This is a genomic window from Echinicola arenosa (assembly GCF_014841125.1).
In the GTDB taxonomy this organism is placed as follows: Bacteria; Bacteroidota; Bacteroidia; order Cytophagales; family Cyclobacteriaceae; genus Echinicola; species Echinicola arenosa.
Genome location: NZ_JACYTQ010000004.1, coordinates 67141 through 85195 on the forward strand (window position 1 = coordinate 67141; position 18055 = coordinate 85195).

Consider the following 18055-nt stretch of genomic DNA (forward strand, 5'->3'; position numbering starts at 1 on the left):
TGATGCCAGTAACCATAAATCCTTTGCTTAAGTGGTCGGAAGCCTGTCTAACTGCCAGATAGAACTGAAGCCTGAAGCAGTGGATACATTAATCAAAAGGGTCGTTTCTACTCGCTTTTAATCTTTATTGGTAAAATTGCGGATATACATACGACAAAAAACCCAAGCGAAAATTTTCGCTTGGGTTTTTTGTTTACTAATTCAATACCTTTTAATCTTTGCTTTTTAGATCTCCTCTTTTGATGGATTTAATAAATTCAGCCCAAGCAAATGGATTCAGGAGAGGGAAAGAACGAGGACCATAGCGATCTTGGATTTGTTGCATCTGGCCACTTTGGAAAGCTCTGAAGTTTTCATTTCCTGAGGCCGGCATTTGTTCTGCCCATCTCAACAACATTTGTGGACTCAGGTTGCCCCTATCCAGTGGAATATCTTCAATGTTCATTGCCAAAACGGCCTGCTTAAACTCTTCCTCAGTAGGGTATGGCATTACTTCTATTTCTCCTAGGGCAATTTCGTCCTGAACCATGGTAAGTACAAGACTGATTTTATCACCTTCAACAGTTTGAGGTACTTTGAAGGTTTGGTTTTTCAAGCCAACAAAACTAAATACTACACTATCTCCTTCAGCCACAGGCATAGAGAAGTACCCAAAGTGATTGGAGCTGGTTCCCCTGCCTTTGGTGGGGACATACACGTTTACACCAGCAACAGCAGTGGTACTATCAGCATTCAAAATGATCCCGGAAAGCTGAATAACCTTCTTTTCTTGGGTATTTTGTGCATTGGTATTTTGTGTCCCTACAGCTAAGAGGGCAAAAAATAAAAAGATGGAGAGATATGGAATAGAAACTTTCAAAATGACTCTTTTTATGAGAAACGTCCTGTAGGCTAAATGGTTCACACATTGGCCTTCATTTTCAACCGCTATAATAGGTTATTTTCGGGGTATTTTCTTAATTTCAAGCAGGTTTCTTCGTTAAAAGTTATTAAATGAGACTTAAAAATATCAGTTTAAATTACGGAATGCGGGTCTTTAAGGCTCTTTCTGAAGAACCCAGGGTGAGGATCATTCATCTGTTGATCCAGAACAAGGAGATGTGTATTTCTGACTTGGAACATATTCTGGATTTTACCCAAACCAAAACAAGCAGACACCTGGCTTATCTGAGAAATTCCGGTTTGGTGGGAAGCAAAAGGATTGATCAGTGGACTTTTTATTACATCTTGGATGAAGCAATTGACATCATTAATCAGATATTTAAGTTTATTCAAAAAGATGCTAAATTGATCAGGGATCAAGAAATTTGTGAGATCTTGCGTTCCAATCGAGAATTGGCCATCAATAAAATAGAAAACAACCCTTACCGGTAAACCAACTTGATTTTGAAAAAGTACCGCCATTTGTTTTTCGATCTAGACCATACCTTGTGGGATTATGATCGGAATGTACAGGAATCCCTTTCTGAACTCTATGAAATTTATGCCTTAGAAAATTTCGGGGTTCCCTCAAACCACGATTTTTACAAAGCTTTTTTAAAAGTCAATATGGGCTTATGGGATCACTACAATGTGGGTAAAATAGATAAGGATACATTACGCAAAGTTCGGTTCAGAAGAATCTTTGACCATTTTGGTGCCCATGATGTTTTGGTGCCTGAGTCGATGGAGTCTGATTTTATGCAAAGGACATCTTCCAAACCTCATTTGTTTCCTTACTCGAAAGAGATATTGACTTACCTGAAAGGGAAGTATGAGTTGCATGTCATTACCAATGGTTTCAATGAAAGTCAAGCGTTGAAAATGACTTCATCGGGCATTCATGCTTATTTTGATTTGGTGGTGACCTCGGAAACTACAGGTCATAAAAAGCCAGATAAGCGGATATTTGAATATGCTATGGGGCGACTTGGAGCTGATGCGGAGGAGTGCTTGATGATTGGTGATAATCCAGTCTCTGATATTCAGGGAGCAAGAAATGCAGCTATAGACCAAGTGTTTTTTAACCCTCATGCGGTGGACTGCCAGCCAAATGCAACCTATACCATTGCCAAATTGAAAGATTTGGAGAGTATTTTGTAGACTGTCAATCATCGGCTTATAGGCATTGAATTCCGTCCTGAATTTATATATTTGTGCCAAACAGAATATATAAAACTCAAATCATTATGCTTAAAGGTTTTTTCAATGTACCGGAACCGAAAAATGAACCGGTATTTGACTACGCCCCAGGCTCAAAGGAAAGAGCTGCGCTGCAAGCAGCGTTGAAAGAAGCTCGTTCCCAAGAGGTGGATGTTCCTATGTACATAGGAAGTGAAGAAGTGAGAACTGGTAATAAACTGCCTCTTTCTCCTCCTCATGATCACCAACATATCCTTGGTTATTTTCACGAAGGTGATAAGTCTCATGTGGAGCAAGCGATCAATGCTGCTTTGGGTGCCAAAGAAGCATGGGAGACTATGGAGTGGGAACAACGCGCTGCCATCTTCTTAAAAGCTGCGGATCTTATTGCAGGCCCTTATAGATATAAAATGAATGCTGCCACCATGTTGGGGCAGTCGAAAAATGCCTTCCAGGCAGAAATTGATTCGGCTTGTGAAATCGTGGACTTCCTAAGGTTCAATGTGAAGTACATGACTGAGATTTATTCCCAACAGCCACCAGTTTCAGGAAATGGTGTTTGGAATAGATTGGAACAGCGCCCATTGGAAGGTTTTATCTTTGCATTGACACCGTTTAACTTCACGGCCATTGCTGGTAACTTGCCTACTGCCCCGGCGATGATGGGAAATACAGTGGTTTGGAAGCCTGCCTATACCCAGATCTATTCTGCTAAGGTGTTGATGGAGGTGTTCAAGGAAGCTGGTGTGCCTGATGGTGTGATCAACTTGATCTATGTGGATGGCCCGGCTACTGGTGAGGTTGTATTTAATCACCCTGACTTTGCTGGTATTCACTTTACAGGTTCTACAGCTGTTTTCCAAACCATTTGGAAGACAATAGGTGAAAATATTACCAAGTACAAATCTTATCCAAGAATCGTAGGAGAGACTGGTGGTAAGGACTTTATGATTGCTCATAAGTCTGCCGATGCCAAGCAGTTTGCAACTGGGTTGGTTAGAGGAGCTTTTGAATTCCAAGGACAGAAATGTTCTGCTGCTTCCCGCGCTTATGTTCCATCCAACATTTGGGAAGATGTGAAAAAGTACATTCAGGAGGACTTGTCCACCATCAAGGTGGGTGGAACAGAAGACTTTACCAACTTTGTCAATGCGGTGATCGACGAAAAGTCATTTGATAAAATCGCCAAATACATTGACAATGCCAAGGCAGATGGTCTAGAAGTAATTGCAGGTGGTAAATATGATAAATCAAAAGGGTACTTTGTAGAGCCAACTGTGCTCTTGACAAAAGATCCAATGTATACAACCATGTGTGAGGAAATTTTTGGACCTGTATTGACGGTTTATGTGTATGAGGAAAACAACTTTGAAGCTACTTTGGAGTTGGTAGATCAAACCTCTCCATATGCCCTTACTGGAGCCATCTTCTCTACAGACAGGTATGCAGCTCAATTGGCCACGCAGAAATTGAGAAATGCTGCTGGTAATTTCTACATCAATGACAAATGTACCGGAGCAGTGGTGGGTCAGCAGCCATTTGGTGGAGCCAGGGCTTCTGGTACCAATGATAAGGCTGGTGCCATGATCAATATGTTAAGGTGGGTTTCTCCAAGAACCATCAAAGAGACTTTTGTTCCGGCTACAGATTATAGGTATCCTTTCTTAGGAGAGGATTGATAGATTTTAGAATAGAATTCAGAGGCTGTTTTATAAGTTGTCATTTGGGCGAAAAGAGAAATTTCGACTCTTTGTATTTTTGTACAATGAGTATTTGAGATTCTTCCTCACGTCAGAATGTAAATCATAACGACTTATAAGACAGCTTTTTTAGATACTTGTCTCAATACTATGTTTTTATTGTTTTTTAAAGTGCTATCATGCTTCACCTATTTTCCAGATTAATCTTCTGTTTTTTTATAGCCAGCGTCCTTAGCAGCTGCAATAACCAATCTGAAAATAATAGTATATTTATTTCAGGGGCGCTGACTGATTTAGTAAAGGATACCTTATGGCTTGAGAAAGATTTAAATACACAGTCGCTGGGTACTGATTTTACCTATATTAAAAAAAATGGGAAAGAACTGCTCTGCCAGTTTAATGGCCTAAGGCTATTAAAGTACGATTATAGTACAGGTGACCTTTTTTCTATTCAGGGTTTCGAAAAGGAAGGCCCCAATGGCATTGGGAGTTTTATTTCTGGAAGTTTGATTAGCGAAGATAGTATGTTGTTTCTTTCGGGTGGTAAGCAGCTAATAGTGGCTGAACATGACGGAAAGGTTCTTAGTAGACACGATTTACCTGCGCAAGAAAACACTTTGAGGGGAAGTTCTCATTATGCCACTTTTGTACATAATCCGATTTATCTAAAAGGTAATATAGTCACTGTTACCGATGTTCCTTTTGTGCTGAAAGAACCAATGCTTGAATATGAAAATTGGCTCTTAAGGTATGATTTGGAGTCAGAAGATGATAGCTACGTGAATTTTACTTTTCCAAAGAAGTATAGAGAATTTTTAGATGATTCAGAATTTAGCCGTTATTCCCACGCCTATTCGACTAGCAAAGAGGAACACTACATTTCTTTTCCTGCCGATGATAAGCTGCTGTGCATAATAGCAGGAAAAACTACTTGGGTGGATGCTGGAAGTAATGAGCCCATGTCATTTATTAGGGGGACAACAGAAAAAAGCGGTGAATATATAGTGTTCAATCCCAATCATGAATCCAGCCAATATGGTACGCTGCAGTACAGCCCTTCGCATGGGGTGATAGTAAGATCGGCTAAGCTAGGAGTAGACTTAGAGCAGGGAATCGAAAACCGCAGCTTTATTGTTCTGGATGATCGTTTAACAAAAATCGCTGAGTTGACATTTACATCTAACGAGTTTTCTTCCTTGGGTTTTTTTACGCCCAATGGCTTTTACCTGAAACTTGGTATTCAGGAAAGTGATGACAAAATAGGGTACGCTAAAATTAATTTACCCGGGATGGAGTAGTCAAAAACCTTGGTTTCAATATCCTAAGTTTCTGAATTTTTTTAAATATCAATATTAAGTGTGTTAATGTACTTCTCTCTAAAAGGTTGATCTGATCAAAAATCAATGCTCATTTTATTGATTCTAAGATTTTTTAAAGCTACTTTTTTGAATCTTATCAATAAGTCTTATTTTCTCTCCAAAACCTGGAACAGATAAGAAACGGTAAATTCTAGGTTGGAGCCTGACATATCAAAAATTCTGTCTTGGCTTTCTGGTCGGCCAAATTCGTAGGAGGCCCTCACTTCAGCGACAATAGTACTTTTGCCGAATACTTTAGAGATTCCTGCACCGGCAGTCAGGCCATACATAAAACGGTTGGGATCATCATCCTCTTGGCCATAGGTGGGCAGAATGGGTACATCAGGATTATTTGTTTCAAACTCCCTTCTTACGTCAGTAGCCTTCATCAGTCTGCCAAAGTGTGGCCCCATTTTGATATGAAACCGGCCAGATCTTCCAAAATAGAAGTTGGAAAGCAAGGGGATTTTCAGGTAGTCAAATTGGGTCTCATTGGAAAGGGTTTCTTCTTCATTGTATTCGATATAACCAGTAGTTACATATTGAATGTCAAGCTCTATTCCTGCATGATCCTTATAATAATGTTCCAAGGCAAGACCAAAAACAGGTTGGCTTTTGACTCCATGTACTTTTTGGTTGGGAATGGAAGGGATTGGGCGATAAGACATTCCAGAGTAGGACAGTCCGCCACGAATCCCAATGCTGGTTTGAGCTTGGATCAGTGCAGTGGATGCAATGACCAATAAAAATATGAAGGAGGCTTTAATAATTATATTCAAGGCGAATGGATTAAGCTAATCTGGCATTAAAGGTGTAAAAAAGTAAAAAATAGTCCACTTATGTGGACTATTTTTTCTTGTCATTTTTGATCTCGTCCAGGTCTTCCCGGTCTTTGAGTTTTTTATCTTCCACATTTTTGTTCAGAAACTCATTGATCTTGTCAATGGAAAAAGAACTGGAAATTTCCCCAAAGGAATTGATGTTCATTTTGAATCCATCCAATTCAGGATTCACTTTCGGGTTTTCCTCTTTTTTGTTTTTTTTAGCCATGACTTTCCTTTCTTCATTGGCCACTTTCACCATCGAAAATGGCTGATTTGATTAATTTGCTTTTACCTCTAAGGTATTTAACGCAAAATCTATCCTTTTGATTAGTTCATCTTTGCCGATAATGACAAAAACTTCCATTAAATCTGGGCCTGCACCTACTCCGGTGATGGCCAATCGAACAGCTTGCATTACCTTACCGAGTTTGATTTCATTGGATTCTGCAGCTTGTTCCAGCATCGATTTGGCGGTTTCAGGGGTGAATTCTCCCTGGAATTTTTCAAGTAATTCTTTGTAGGAACCGAGCACTTTTACGGCGTCGTCATTCCATTTTTTGCCAGCTACCTTTTCATCAAACTCTGTTGGTGCGATCAAAAGAAACCTGCCTTCTTTCCAAAGGTCAGCAGGGAATGTAGCTCTTTCCTTCATGATGGAGACAATTTTCTCTGCCTTGGCTTGAAGAATTTCAATCCCCTCTTTTTCCAAGTCTTCCATAAGATATATGGCAAGATCATGGTTTGATTTGGCTTTTAGGTATTGTTCGTTAAACCACTTGGCCTTATTGATATCAAATTTTGTTCCTGATTTGCCAATTCTTTCTACAGAAAAAGCTTCAATCAATTCTTCCAAGCTGAAGATTTCCCGGTGATCGCCTGGGTTCCAACCAAGGAAAGCCAGGAAGTTTACGAAAGCATCAGGCAAATAGCCTGCATCTTTAAAGCCTTGTGAGAAATCACCGGTACGTGGATCGGTCCAATTCATTGGGAAAATCGGGAATCCATTTTTGTCTGCGTCTCGCTTAGATAGTTTTCCGTTTCCATCAGGCTTTAAAAGCAATGGCAGGTGGGCAAATTGAGGCATGCTGTCCTCCCAGCCCAAGTAACGGTAAAGCAAGACGTGAATAGGTGCAGAGGGTAACCATTCTTCACCTCGGATGACATGGGTGATGCCCATCAGGTGGTCATCCACAATATTGGCCAAATGGTAGGTAGGCATTCCGTCAGATTTCATCAATACCTTGTCGTCAAGGGTATTGGAGTGAACCATCACCCATCCACGAATCATGTCATTTAGCCTGATTTCTTCTTTTCTTGGTACCTTTAGTCTGATGACATAAGGTTCTCCCGAAGCCAAACGTTCCTTAACCTCGTCCTCAGGAAGGGTTAGGGAGTTTTTCATTTGGGTTCTGGTGATGGAGTTATATTGCGGAGAAACCACTCTTGCAGCCGTAAGTCTTTCTCTCATGGCATCCAATTCTTCAGCAGTATCAAACGCATAGTACGCAAAGCCTTTTTCCACTAGGTCCATGGCATATTGCATGTACAGTGGCTTTCTTTCAGATTGTCTGTAAGGACCATGAGGGCCTTCAGTCCAAGGGCTTTCGTCAGGGGTAATCCCAATCCATTCCAATGCTTCTTTGATATAATCCTCAGCGCCAGGAACAAATCTGGTCTGATCTGTATCTTCTATTCTAAGCAAGAATTTACCTTGCTGTTTTTTGGCAAAGAGATAGTTATACAAGGCAGTGCGGACACCGCCGATATGCAAAGCTCCTGTAGGAGATGGGGCAAAACGAACGCGTACTTCTTTAGTCATCTTTATTGATATTTTTCCTTTAGTAAGGTAAATCACACCGGGGAAATTCCCCTCGAAATTCAATTGGCAAAGATACAAAAAAGATGGGGAAGGAATGATAAATTACCTTTTTCAATATGGAAATATGGCAATTTTGAGCGCATTTGTGCTTTCAATACTTGATGCACGGTATCGAACTGGTTTTTCCTATTTTTATAAATCTCTGATAAGTGGTATTTATACAAAAAATAAAGCTCGGAGAGTTGGCTCCGAGCTTTGGTGAATTAATTATTACTACCAGGACTTGTGCTTGGTTTTATACTTATGCTAATTTAAATATATACCATTAATGCTCAAAGTTTTATCCCTGATAAATCTGTTTTTTTGTATCTAAAATCTTCATGTTTAGCTGATTCCAATGTCCACCTGATGTCGTAAAATATCATCAAAGGTTTCTCTTTTGCGGATCAATTGCGCTTTTCCGTCAAGGACTAAAATTTCAGCTGGTCTTAATCTTGAATTGTAATTGGAAGCCATGCTGAAGCCATAGGCTCCGGCATTCTTGATCGCCAAAATATCACCTTCCTTCACTTCTTTCAGTTTTCTATCTGCCGCAATAGTGTCGGTTTCACAGATATAACCAACGATGGTGTAAACTCTTTCTGGACCTGAAAGTCTTGAGATATTTTCCACGCCATGATATGCATCATACATCATAGGTCGGATCAAGTGGTTCAAGCCTGAATCAACGCCTATAAATGTTGAAGCTGGAGTAGATTTAATGACATTGGCACTAACCAACAAATAACCACATTCACTGACCAGGAATTTGCCAGGCTCAAACCATATTTCAAGATCTCTTCCATATTCTTGGCAGAACTCCTTGAAGGCAGCAGAAACTTTCTTGCCTACATCCTGAATGTCTGTTGTGATATCAGCCTCTTTATAGCCTACTTTAAATCCACCTCCAAAATCCAAGAATTTAAGGTCTTTGAATTCCCTAGCAGCATCGAAAAGAATTTCAGCTCCTTTTAGGAATACCTCTGCATCCAAAATATCTGAACCAGTGTGTACATGAAGCCCAATTACCTGAAGGTTGTGGACTTCTACTATTTTGAGTACATGTTTCAATTGCAGGATGGAGATGCCAAACTTACTGTCAATATGCCCAACAGATATTTTGGCATTTCCTCCAGCCAGGATATGCGGATTAAGGCGGATACAAATAGGGACACTAGTGCCATAATGTGTGCCAAAATGCTCCAACATTGGAATGTTGTCGATATTGATCATTACACCAAAATCAACCGCTTCCTGGATCTCCTCAAATGAAACACAGTTGGGCGTATACATGATCTCTGAAGCTTCATAGCCAACATGAAGGCATAACTTGACCTCCTCTATCGAAACTGCATCTACTCCAGTACCAGCTTTCTTCATCAACTTCAGGATATTGATGTTAGAAAGAGCCTTTGTAGCGTATTTTATCTTTAGGTTTACTGTAGAAAATGCGCTTTTCAAAGCGGCTACTTGATCCAGTATTTTCTGTCCGTCATAGACATATACCGGAGTGCCGTATTCTTTGGTGATGTCCAAAAGAGGAACACCTTGAATCTGATACTGTTCGTTCTCGATAGTCATGATACATCAATAATTAAGTGGGCAAAGATAGAAAAGGCGAGGCAACAAAAAAAGGAAGGCAGGGCCTTCCTCTTTAAGATATAGCTTATTTTAAGATGAGCCTTAGTTATTCTTTTTGGCGGATTTCAATTCCTTGATCATTTCTTCCAAGCGTTTGATGGTTTTGTCAACCTCTTGGTCGGACATTTTGATGTTTCCCTCATCATCTTTCTCAAAGGAAAAAACTTCAACTTGTTTGTTTTTACTGAAAACCATTGCGTTTCCACCTTCTACTTCTTCAGTGTGAAATTCGAAATTACCATGACCTGGAGGAAGGGGATAACCCACCCTAAATTGATGATCGGGGTTTTCTATTCTTCTTTCTATGATTTTTACTTGCTGTCCGTCCTTATCCAAAATTTCCACATTGACATCTTCATCCCGATTTACCCAAGCTACGTGCTTTCCGATGGCAAATTTGGGAGAGTTAAATTTCATAGTGGACAAACTGATCTTTTTGTCGTTTACAGTGGTTTCCAATACCAATTTGTCATGCTGTCCATCAGGAAAGTCAATACCTAAATCTTTGAAAAAAGGGTCTTTTTCCATTGTTTGGCGATCGTCATAAGTCTTGGATATATTTTCTTTGACACCGTCCTTTTCAGAGGATACATTAAGATAGTATTTGGTTTCACTTTTGTTTTCTTCTTGGGCGAATGAGGTGGAGGAAATGGCAAAGCAGCAAATTACAGCCATTAGCCAATTGAATTTCGTTTTCATAGTGATACGGGTTTAGAGAAACAAACTAATAAAGTGATGGATCAAATGAATCTGGTGACATGCAACAGTTTGTATATGTTGATCGTGATAAAATTACCTTATTTCAAAATAAAATTCTACAGGTGTGATGTTAAGCCTTGTTAAAAATTGTTAAGCTTCGGCGATACTTCAGGATAACCTATAAATTTGTAAAATGTCTAAGACAAAAATGAAAATAATTATTCTCCTCATGTCCCTGGCTTGTGTGGGCTTGGTGGCCTTCCAGTATTATTGGGTGGCCAATGCCATCAAGATCAATCAGGAAAGGTTTGAGCAGAACGTGTACCAGTCTTTGGCGGCAAGTATTATGAAGTTGGAGAAAGGGGAAACCAGTGATATCATCTTAAATGCTGTAGCTAAGGACACTTCTTTCCAGCATGAGCTTTTTCAAAAGATAGAGCCTATCCAATTCAATATTAGAAGGCAAGTGTCTATTGAAAGGAGGCCTTCCATGGTTGATTCTATTTTTAGGGATCGTGTGCCACAGGTTTCACAGACATTCATGCGGATGATTGCTGCCCGTGGAGGTAAGCCGCAAAATCAGTTTGAACTGCAGAAATATTTTGAGATGCCTCCTTCCATTGCCCGCCAGTTATTTACACCTGATGAAATGGCCATTTACCTTCAGGAGAAAGAAAAATACCTGGATTTTGTGGCCAAGCAAGATAGCTTTAAGCAAGTGCAGGACTATGCAATGAATCGGGAAGCGTTGATCATAGAGGAATACAATGTTTCGGAAAATGTAGCAGAGAATATTGTCAAAGCCAATAAGAAAATTGAACTCGTGGAGGTGGTGATGACTCAATTGTTTGCAGATTCTGAGCAAAATATCCTGAGAAGAATTGATACAGCAGATCTGCATAAGGATATCCGTTCCCAATTAAAGAAAAGGGGTATTACTGGAAATTTTGAATTGGCTATTTTGGATAGTGATGATTCATTGATCCGAATCAATCATGTAGAGGATATTCAATTTATAAAAAAGAATGGAATCAAAGCTGAGCTATTTCCTGGAGACTTAGTGGGAGAAGAAAATTACATGTTGATTAACTTTCCTTCAAAACAAGCTTATCTGCTTCAACAAATTTGGTTGCCTCTGTCAAGTTCCTTGCTGTTTTTACTGATTATCATTTTGTGTTTTGTTTATGCGATTCAGGTCATTATCCGACAGAAAAAGCTGTCAGAAACCAAAAATGACTTTATCAATAACATGACCCATGAGTTTAAGACGCCCATTGCCACTGTGAGTTTGGCGGTAGAAGCCTTACAGGATCCAGAACTGGTCAATCAGGATGCTTTCAGAAATCGCTATCTTGGGATAATAAAGGATGAGAATAAGAGATTGGGTACTCAGGTGGAGAAAGTACTTCAGGCGGCCGCGCTGGATAAAAAGGACTTCAAGCTAAAGTTTGAACAGGTAGATTTGGTGAATTTGATTAAGGATGCAAAGCGTCATTTTGACTTGCAGGTGGAGAAAAAGGGAGGAGCTATTCATCTGGATATGGATGTGAGGAATCCTTATTTGGAAGCTGATGCCTTTCATCTTACCAATATCATCAATAACTTATTGGATAATGCCAATAAATACACCAAGGAAGAACCCAATATTGGATTAAAAATAGTGGAGAGTTTGGAGGGTTTTACCATTACCATCAGTGATAATGGAATGGGGATGTCCAAAGAGTCTGTGAAAAAGATTTTTGAAAAATTCTATCGTGTGCCGACAGGCAATGTTCATGATGTAAAAGGCTTTGGCTTAGGCTTGGCCTATGTAAAAACCATGGTGGAAGAGCATCATGGAACAATTGCTGTAGAGAGCGAGATCAATAAAGGAAGTACATTTACCATCACTTTACCTAGGAAAAAATGAGCAAAGCAAGACTTTTGGTCGTGGAGGACGACCCAAATTTGGGAGATATTTTACAGGAGTACCTGACTATGAAAGGTTATGAAACCACCTTGTGCAGGGATGGTGAAGAGGGGTGGTCTAAATTCAAGAAAGATAAGTATGACCTCTGTATCTTGGATATCATGATGCCTAAAAAGGATGGTTTTACCCTGGGCAAGGACATTAAAAAAATAGAAGAAGATATTCCGATCATTTACCTTACGGCCAAAAACATGAAGGATGATGTGATCGAAGGATTGAAAATAGGAGCTGACGATTATATTACCAAGCCTTTCAGTATGGAGGAACTCTTGCTTCGGATTGGGGCAATCCTGAAAAGAACCCAGAAAGGCGCTGAAGGGCCAGCTGCGCTCAAAAATTACAGCATGGGAGATTTGGTGCTTCATTACGATGAACAAATCTTGGAAAGTCCAGAAGGTAAACATAAGTTGACTTCCAAAGAAAATGAATTGATCAGATTGTTAGCTGCTGAGCTGAATAAACCGGTAAACAGAAGCTATGCCCTGAAGCAAATTTGGGGAGATGACAGCTACTTCAATGCCAGGAGCATGGATGTCTATTTGAGTAAGATCAGAAAATTATTGAAGACCGATCCAAAGGTTCAGATCATTACCTTGCATGGGGAAGGGTTCAAAATGGTAGTAAGCGAGGATTGATGCTTGTCAAGTCAAAAAAAATCCCCTGGGTTCACAGAGGAACTAGGGGATTTTAAAATGAAAAATTAACTAAACAGGTTCTTCTAAAAAGTGGTTAAGTTTTTTACCGAGGTCAAAAATAAAGGGTTCTTCAAAAAGTGTAAAATGATCTCCATTTACAGGAATCACTTTAACTCCTTTCGCATAATCACTCCAGCCATTGGTTTTGTGGTCCAATGATTTGTTAGGGATGATTTTGGCCTTAAATAATACAATGTTTACTTCTTGAGGAGAGGGACTGTAGTTTAACATTGCCTGATGGTTGATAGACCTGATTTTTTTGATTATGGAAGTGCGGTCGTTAGCTTCAGGTTTAGGTATCAGCCCAAGCTTTTGTAAAAGCTTTTGCTTTTTGCGTTTGACAACCCTGGATTTGATTTTTTGAAAAGTCTTAGGGGCTTGGAACATAACCTGAAATTCAACCTTCCTTTTACTCAATGTTTTGCCAATTTGGCTCAACTTGGAGTCGTTTTCTTGGTCTAAGGGTGAAATTGAAGTGGCCTGGGTGTCAAAAAGTAATATGTGATCCACCCCTTTTCCCATTTTCCTCAAAATAGCCGCCATTTCATAAGCAATAAAACCGCCAAATGAATACCCTCCCAATATGTAAGGGCCATCAGGGTTTTGATTTATGATTTCATTCACATAATGTTCAGCCATTTCTTCAATGGTATAATTGGGAGTTTCCTGACCGCTCAGCCCTTTGGACTGAAAACCATAAATTGGTTGATTTTTATCTAAGAGATTGAGTAGCTTAAAGAAAGTGGAGGCGTTTGCTGCCATGCCATGAACCAAGTAAATGGGTGTTTTGGTCCCGCTTGTTCTGATCGGGACCAATGATCGCCACTGGTCTTCTTGATGACTCTCTGTATTCCAAGTATCCAAATACGACGCAAATTTCCTTATGGTAGGGTGTTGGAATAAAGCAGTCAAGGGAAGGTTTTTGCCAGTAGCTATATCCAGTTTGGTCATGACATCCACTGTTAATAGTGAATGTCCTCCAAGGTCAAAAAAGTCATCATCAATATTAATGGCAGCGATTCCAAGACTTTTGCTCCATATATTATGAATCAGCTCTTGGGTATCAGAGACGGGCTTTTGACCCTCTTTAAGTTGTATGATTTTGGCAGTGTTTGGGGAAGGAAGAGCCTTGCGGTCAATCTTATTATTGGCAGTTAAGGGAAGTCTTTCTAGCTTTACCCAATCTGTAGGGATCATATAAGAAGGCAGTTTGGTGGAAAGTAATTCTTTCCAGGGACCAATATGTTGATCAAAGCTTGAGTCCGAATTTCCTTTTTCTGAAAGGACAATGTAGGCAACCAGTCTTTTGTTTCCTGGGATGTCTTCCCAGACTTCTACCGCTACTTCTGATATTTCTTCCTCCCGAAGAAGTTGTTGCTCTATTTCTCCCAGTTCAATTCTGTATCCTCTGATTTTAACTTGATGATCTATTCTTCCCAAGCATTCAATTTCCCCATTGGGTAAGGTTTTACCAAGGTCTCCTGTTTGATAAAGAACGGGATGCTGATCGTCAAAAGGGTTTACAACAAAACGTTCTTGGGTCAAGTCTTTTCTACCTAAGTAACCTAGGGAAACTCCCTCTCCACTGATATAAATTTCACCTACTTCCCCGTCCTCTACCTGTTGCATGTTCTCATCCAAAATATAGACTTGGGTATGGTCAATTGGTACTCCAATACTGATCTTTTCTTCGCCAATCTCCAATTTTTTCATGGTGGAGTATATGGTGGTTTCAGTTGGTCCGTAACCATTCCATACCTCTTGTGAAAGAGACAAAAGTTTGTTAGCCAAGTCTTTGGGGAAGGCTTCTCCCCCACTGAGTACTCTTAATGGAAGTGACTTGTCCCAGCCCGCCATAGAAAGCATCCGCCAAGTTGCAGGAGTGGCCTGCATAAAAGTGATTCCCTTTTCGATCAAGAGTTTGAGCAGGGTTCTTCCATCTTTAATGGCCAAGGAATCAGCTAATACTATTGTTGCCCCGCTGATAAGAGGGAGAAACATTTCCAAACAAGCTATGTCAAATGAAATGGTGGTAATGGCCAAGAGTTTATCACTTGGATACATTCCTGGCTTTTTCCGCACGCTTAACAGAAAGTTACTCAGATTTCTGTGTGAGATTTGGACACCTTTAGGTTTGCCTGTAGAACCAGAAGTATATAAAATATAGGCTAAGCTGCTTGGGGATTGTTTGCGCTGGAAATACCAGGATTGATAGGCGAATAGCATGTCGCTAATCTTCTTAAAAGAAAGCTGCTCTATGCCTTGCATCGCTGCGCTTTCAAATGTATTGGAAGTGATAATTAACTTTGCTCCTGCATCTTCAAGCATGTAGTTTAATCTGTTTGTGGGGAAGTTTGGATCAAGAGGCAGGTAGGCACATCCTGATTTGGCTACACCCAATATAGCCACGATCATGTCTATAGATCGGTCCATTGCAATACCAATGATATTCCCCTCTGAGAGCCCCTTGTCCAGAAGTAATGCTGCTAGCTGGTTGGACCTGGTTTCCAACTCTTGGTAGGTCATGGTTTGATCAAAAAACTCTATGGCGGATTTTTCAGGATATTTTGATGCCATTTCATGGATCATCTCCATAAAAGGTACATCTAATAGGCCGTTCTGAGGTTCAATACTTTTGGTAGTCAAAAATTCATCCGAACAAGGAGTTAAAAAGTTTGATGTTAAAAAAGCTGCCTTGTTCGGATAATGTTGGTTGTCAACTGTACTCATGTTAAAAGATCGTTAGTAATTAAAAGTGAGCTAAAAAAGCTTAATGTTTTACCAATTTCCCTATTCTTGATTAGCCAGACTAGGTTATTTCAATAATTAGGAATTATTGGATTTTAATTAATAATTAGCCGTAAATAATTTTTTCTTATTACTTGTTTGTAAATATAAAAATGAATTTCATAAACAAAAAAATGTTATACATATTTTTTTAAACTTTTTCATTTCAATGGAAAATATTTGGGACAAAAGGGGGAAGAATTAATGATCAGCAGGACTGGAGTTGGTTATTTAATCCTTCTTTAAAAATGCAATATTTCTTTTAAGTCCGGAAAGCTTTGTTCGCTTAACGGCTGATTTTTGGAAGACCTTGCTGAAAGTTTCTTGGGTGATCTCTTCCCAGTCTTTTTGACTAAATTCTTTTAAATCGGGGTGTGGATGAAAAGCTGGTTCATGATGTGATTGGGAAAATCTGTTCCAAGGGCATACATCTTGGCAGATGTCACATCCAAACATCCAATTTTCAAATTTTCCTTTCACTTCAGCAGGGATTTCCTCTTTCAGTTCAATAGTGAAATAGGAAATGCATTTGGACCCATCCACTACTCCGGGCTGGACAATTGCATCAGTTGGACAGGCATCAATGCATCGGGTACAGCTCCCGCAAAAATCCTTGGCAATGGGTAGGTCAGGAGTTGCTTTTAGGTCAATGATCAATTCGGCCAGGAAGAAAAAACTGCCCATTTTTCGGTTTAACAATAAACTGTTCTTGCCCTGCCATCCAAGACCAGCTTTTTGGGCCCATTGTCTTTCCATGACGGGCGCTGAGTCCACAAAAGCCCGGCCTCCTATTTCCCCTATTTCTTCCTTTAGGCGATTTAGGAAATCTTTTAATTTATCTTTGATCACAAAATGATAGTCTTTGCCATAGGCATATTTGGCTATTTTGTAATCTTCCTTGCCTTCTGGAAGTTTCTCTTCTGGAAAATAATTGTAAATGAGACTAACCACTGTTTTAGCTCCTTCCACCAACTGGGTTGGGTCAAGTCTTTTGTCAAAATGATTGGCCATATAGGCCATCTCACCATGATAGTTTTGGTTCAGCCATGCTTCCAATTTGGGAGCTTCTTCTTCCAGAAAGCCAGCTTCAGCAATTCCGCAGAACTCAAAACCCAGTTCTTTGGCAATTTTTTTTAGAGTAGCTGCATTTTGATCCTGACGGCTCATGGATGATATTTTACTATAAAAGAAATTACTGGACTAATAAGGGAGGAATGACTGATTAATCCCCAAATAAAGGTCCTGTTTGACCACCAAAGTTAGGGCGGATATTGAGGTGCTTGTAGGCAAGTTCTGTGGCAACCCTTCCCCTAGAGGTCCTTTTGAGATAGCCTTCTTGAATCAAAAAGGGCTCATAAACTTCCTCAATGGTTTCCCCTTCCTCACCACAGGCAGTGGCAATGGTAGAGATTCCCACAGGCCCCCCTTTGAATTTGTCAATAATGGTCATCAGGATGCGGTTGTCCATTTCATCCAGGCCGTTCTCATCCACGTCCAAGGCATCCAAGCCCATTTTGGCAATGTCCAAGGTTATGGTGCCATTGCCTTTGATATCCGCAAAGTCGCGGGTTCTGCGCAAAAGGGTATTGGCAATCCTAGGCGTACCGCGACTCCTTCTAGCAATTTCATATGCTGCCACTTCATCAATGGGAGCTCCTAGGATATTGGCTGATCTGGTGACAATTGTCGTCAACAACTTGGAATCATAATATTCCAGTCTTGCATTGATCCCGAACCTTGCGCGGAGAGGAGAGGTCAACAGCCCCGACCGGGTAGTTGCTCCAATCAAGGTGAAAGGGTTAAGGGAAATTTGTACGGAACGGGCATTGGGACCAGAATCTAACATGATATCGATACGAAAATCCTCCATGGCTGAATACAGGTATTCTTCCACGACTGCATTGAGTCGATGAATTTCATCGATAAAGAGAACGTCCCCCTGCTCTAAGTTGGTTAGCAAGCCAGCCAAGTCAGAAGGCTTATCCAAAACGGGACCCGAAGTGATTTTTAAGCTTGATTCTAGCTCATTGGCAATGATATGACTGAGGGTGGTCTTTCCCAATCCTGGAGGGCCATGGAGCAGGACATGATCCAATGGTTCACCCCTTTTTTTTGCTGCAAGCACAAAGACCTGGATATTATCAACAATTTTTTGTTGGCCTGTAAAATCATCAAAGCTTAAGGGTCTGAGAGCTTTCTCAATTTCCCTGTCCGTTTGACTAAAGTGTTCGTTCTCTCCGCTTAGATAGTCTTCTCTCATATTGTGCACATTCCTTGAATACAAATATAGGAATTCTTCAATTGGGAGCGGGAGAAAGTAGGGGGACTAAATTTAATCGAGATGCAATTTCATTGCGTCTTTCGATCTTTTATTTTTTCAATATTTAAAATTAAAGGTAACTT

The 18055-nt window shown here is 40.1% G+C and carries 15 protein-coding genes; 6 read left to right on the plus strand and 9 right to left on the minus strand.

All coding sequences use genetic code 11. The features are described 5' to 3' along the window. Window positions 1–211: 211 nt before the first annotated feature. Window positions 212–859, minus strand: coding sequence for a carboxypeptidase-like regulatory domain-containing protein (locus IFO69_RS12545; protein WP_192010468.1), 648 nt, complete (start codon window positions 857–859; stop codon window positions 212–214). Between the two features lie 134 nt (window positions 860–993). Here IFO69_RS12545 and IFO69_RS12550 point away from each other — a divergent pair, with 134 nt between their 5' ends. The 4 genes from IFO69_RS12550 to IFO69_RS12565 all read left to right on the plus strand — a co-directional run bounded on the left by IFO69_RS12550 (window position 994) and on the right by IFO69_RS12565 (window position 5119). Further along, window positions 994–1374, plus strand: a complete 381-nt coding sequence (locus IFO69_RS12550; RefSeq protein WP_192010469.1) for an ArsR/SmtB family transcription factor — start codon at window positions 994–996, stop codon at window positions 1372–1374. 12 nt (window positions 1375–1386) lie between these two features. Beyond that, entirely contained in the window at window positions 1387–2082 is a 696-nt protein-coding gene (locus IFO69_RS12555) for a YjjG family noncanonical pyrimidine nucleotidase (RefSeq protein ID WP_192010470.1), read from the plus strand. Window positions 2083–2168: 86 nt separating this feature from the next. Continuing rightward, window positions 2169–3800: an L-glutamate gamma-semialdehyde dehydrogenase gene (gene pruA / locus IFO69_RS12560; protein WP_192010471.1), complete on the plus strand. Its 1632-nt coding sequence runs from the start codon at window positions 2169–2171 to the stop codon at window positions 3798–3800. 200 nt (window positions 3801–4000) lie between these two features. Next, window positions 4001–5119, plus strand: coding sequence for a DUF4221 family protein (locus IFO69_RS12565; protein ID WP_192010472.1), 1119 nt, complete (start codon window positions 4001–4003; stop codon window positions 5117–5119). A gap of 167 nt (window positions 5120–5286) precedes the next feature. Here IFO69_RS12565 and IFO69_RS12570 read toward each other — a convergent pair whose 3' ends face one another. From IFO69_RS12570 to IFO69_RS12590, 5 genes are all read right to left on the minus strand, one after another. Beyond that, entirely contained in the window at window positions 5287–5949 is a 663-nt protein-coding gene (locus tag IFO69_RS12570) for a porin family protein (RefSeq protein WP_192010786.1), read from the minus strand. 76 nt (window positions 5950–6025) lie between these two features. Beyond that, window positions 6026–6229 carry a hypothetical protein gene (locus IFO69_RS12575; protein ID WP_192010473.1) on the minus strand — a complete coding sequence of 68 codons (204 nt, stop codon included), beginning with the start codon at window positions 6227–6229 and terminating at the stop codon, window positions 6026–6028. 51 nt (window positions 6230–6280) lie between these two features. Beyond that, a complete protein-coding gene (gene gltX, locus IFO69_RS12580; RefSeq protein WP_192010474.1) occupies window positions 6281–7822 on the minus strand; it encodes a glutamate--tRNA ligase in 1542 nt (513 codons plus the stop codon). Window positions 7823–8206: 384 nt separating this feature from the next. Next, complete coding sequence (gene lysA, locus IFO69_RS12585; protein WP_192010475.1) at window positions 8207–9442, minus strand: diaminopimelate decarboxylase; 1236 nt, start codon at window positions 9440–9442, stop codon at window positions 8207–8209. Between the two features lie 102 nt (window positions 9443–9544). Next, entirely contained in the window at window positions 9545–10201 is a 657-nt protein-coding gene (locus IFO69_RS12590) for a hypothetical protein (RefSeq protein WP_192010476.1), read from the minus strand. Window positions 10202–10409: 208 nt separating this feature from the next. On the opposite strand from IFO69_RS12590, the gene IFO69_RS12595 reads away from it, so the two are divergent. Further along, window positions 10410–12110: a sensor histidine kinase gene (locus IFO69_RS12595; RefSeq protein WP_192010477.1), complete on the plus strand. Its 1701-nt coding sequence runs from the start codon at window positions 10410–10412 to the stop codon at window positions 12108–12110. Then, a complete protein-coding gene (locus IFO69_RS12600; RefSeq protein WP_192010478.1) occupies window positions 12107–12805 on the plus strand; it encodes a response regulator transcription factor in 699 nt (232 codons plus the stop codon). Before IFO69_RS12595 ends, IFO69_RS12600 begins: the two co-directional genes overlap by 4 nt. Before the next feature lie 69 nt (window positions 12806–12874). On the opposite strand, the gene IFO69_RS12605 is transcribed toward IFO69_RS12600, so the two are convergent. From IFO69_RS12605 to ruvB, 3 genes are all read right to left on the minus strand, one after another. Further along, window positions 12875–15595, minus strand: a complete 2721-nt coding sequence (locus IFO69_RS12605) for a non-ribosomal peptide synthetase (RefSeq protein ID WP_192010479.1) — start codon at window positions 15593–15595, stop codon at window positions 12875–12877. A gap of 288 nt (window positions 15596–15883) precedes the next feature. Continuing rightward, the gene (gene queG / locus IFO69_RS12610) at window positions 15884–16819 is read right to left on the minus strand and encodes a tRNA epoxyqueuosine(34) reductase QueG (protein WP_192010480.1); all 936 of its coding nucleotides are present in this window, start codon (window positions 16817–16819) and stop codon (window positions 15884–15886) included. Window positions 16820–16874: 55 nt separating this feature from the next. Beyond that, window positions 16875–17912, minus strand: coding sequence for a Holliday junction branch migration DNA helicase RuvB (gene ruvB / locus IFO69_RS12615; RefSeq protein WP_192010481.1), 1038 nt, complete (start codon window positions 17910–17912; stop codon window positions 16875–16877). Window positions 17913–18055 lie beyond the last annotated feature (143 nt).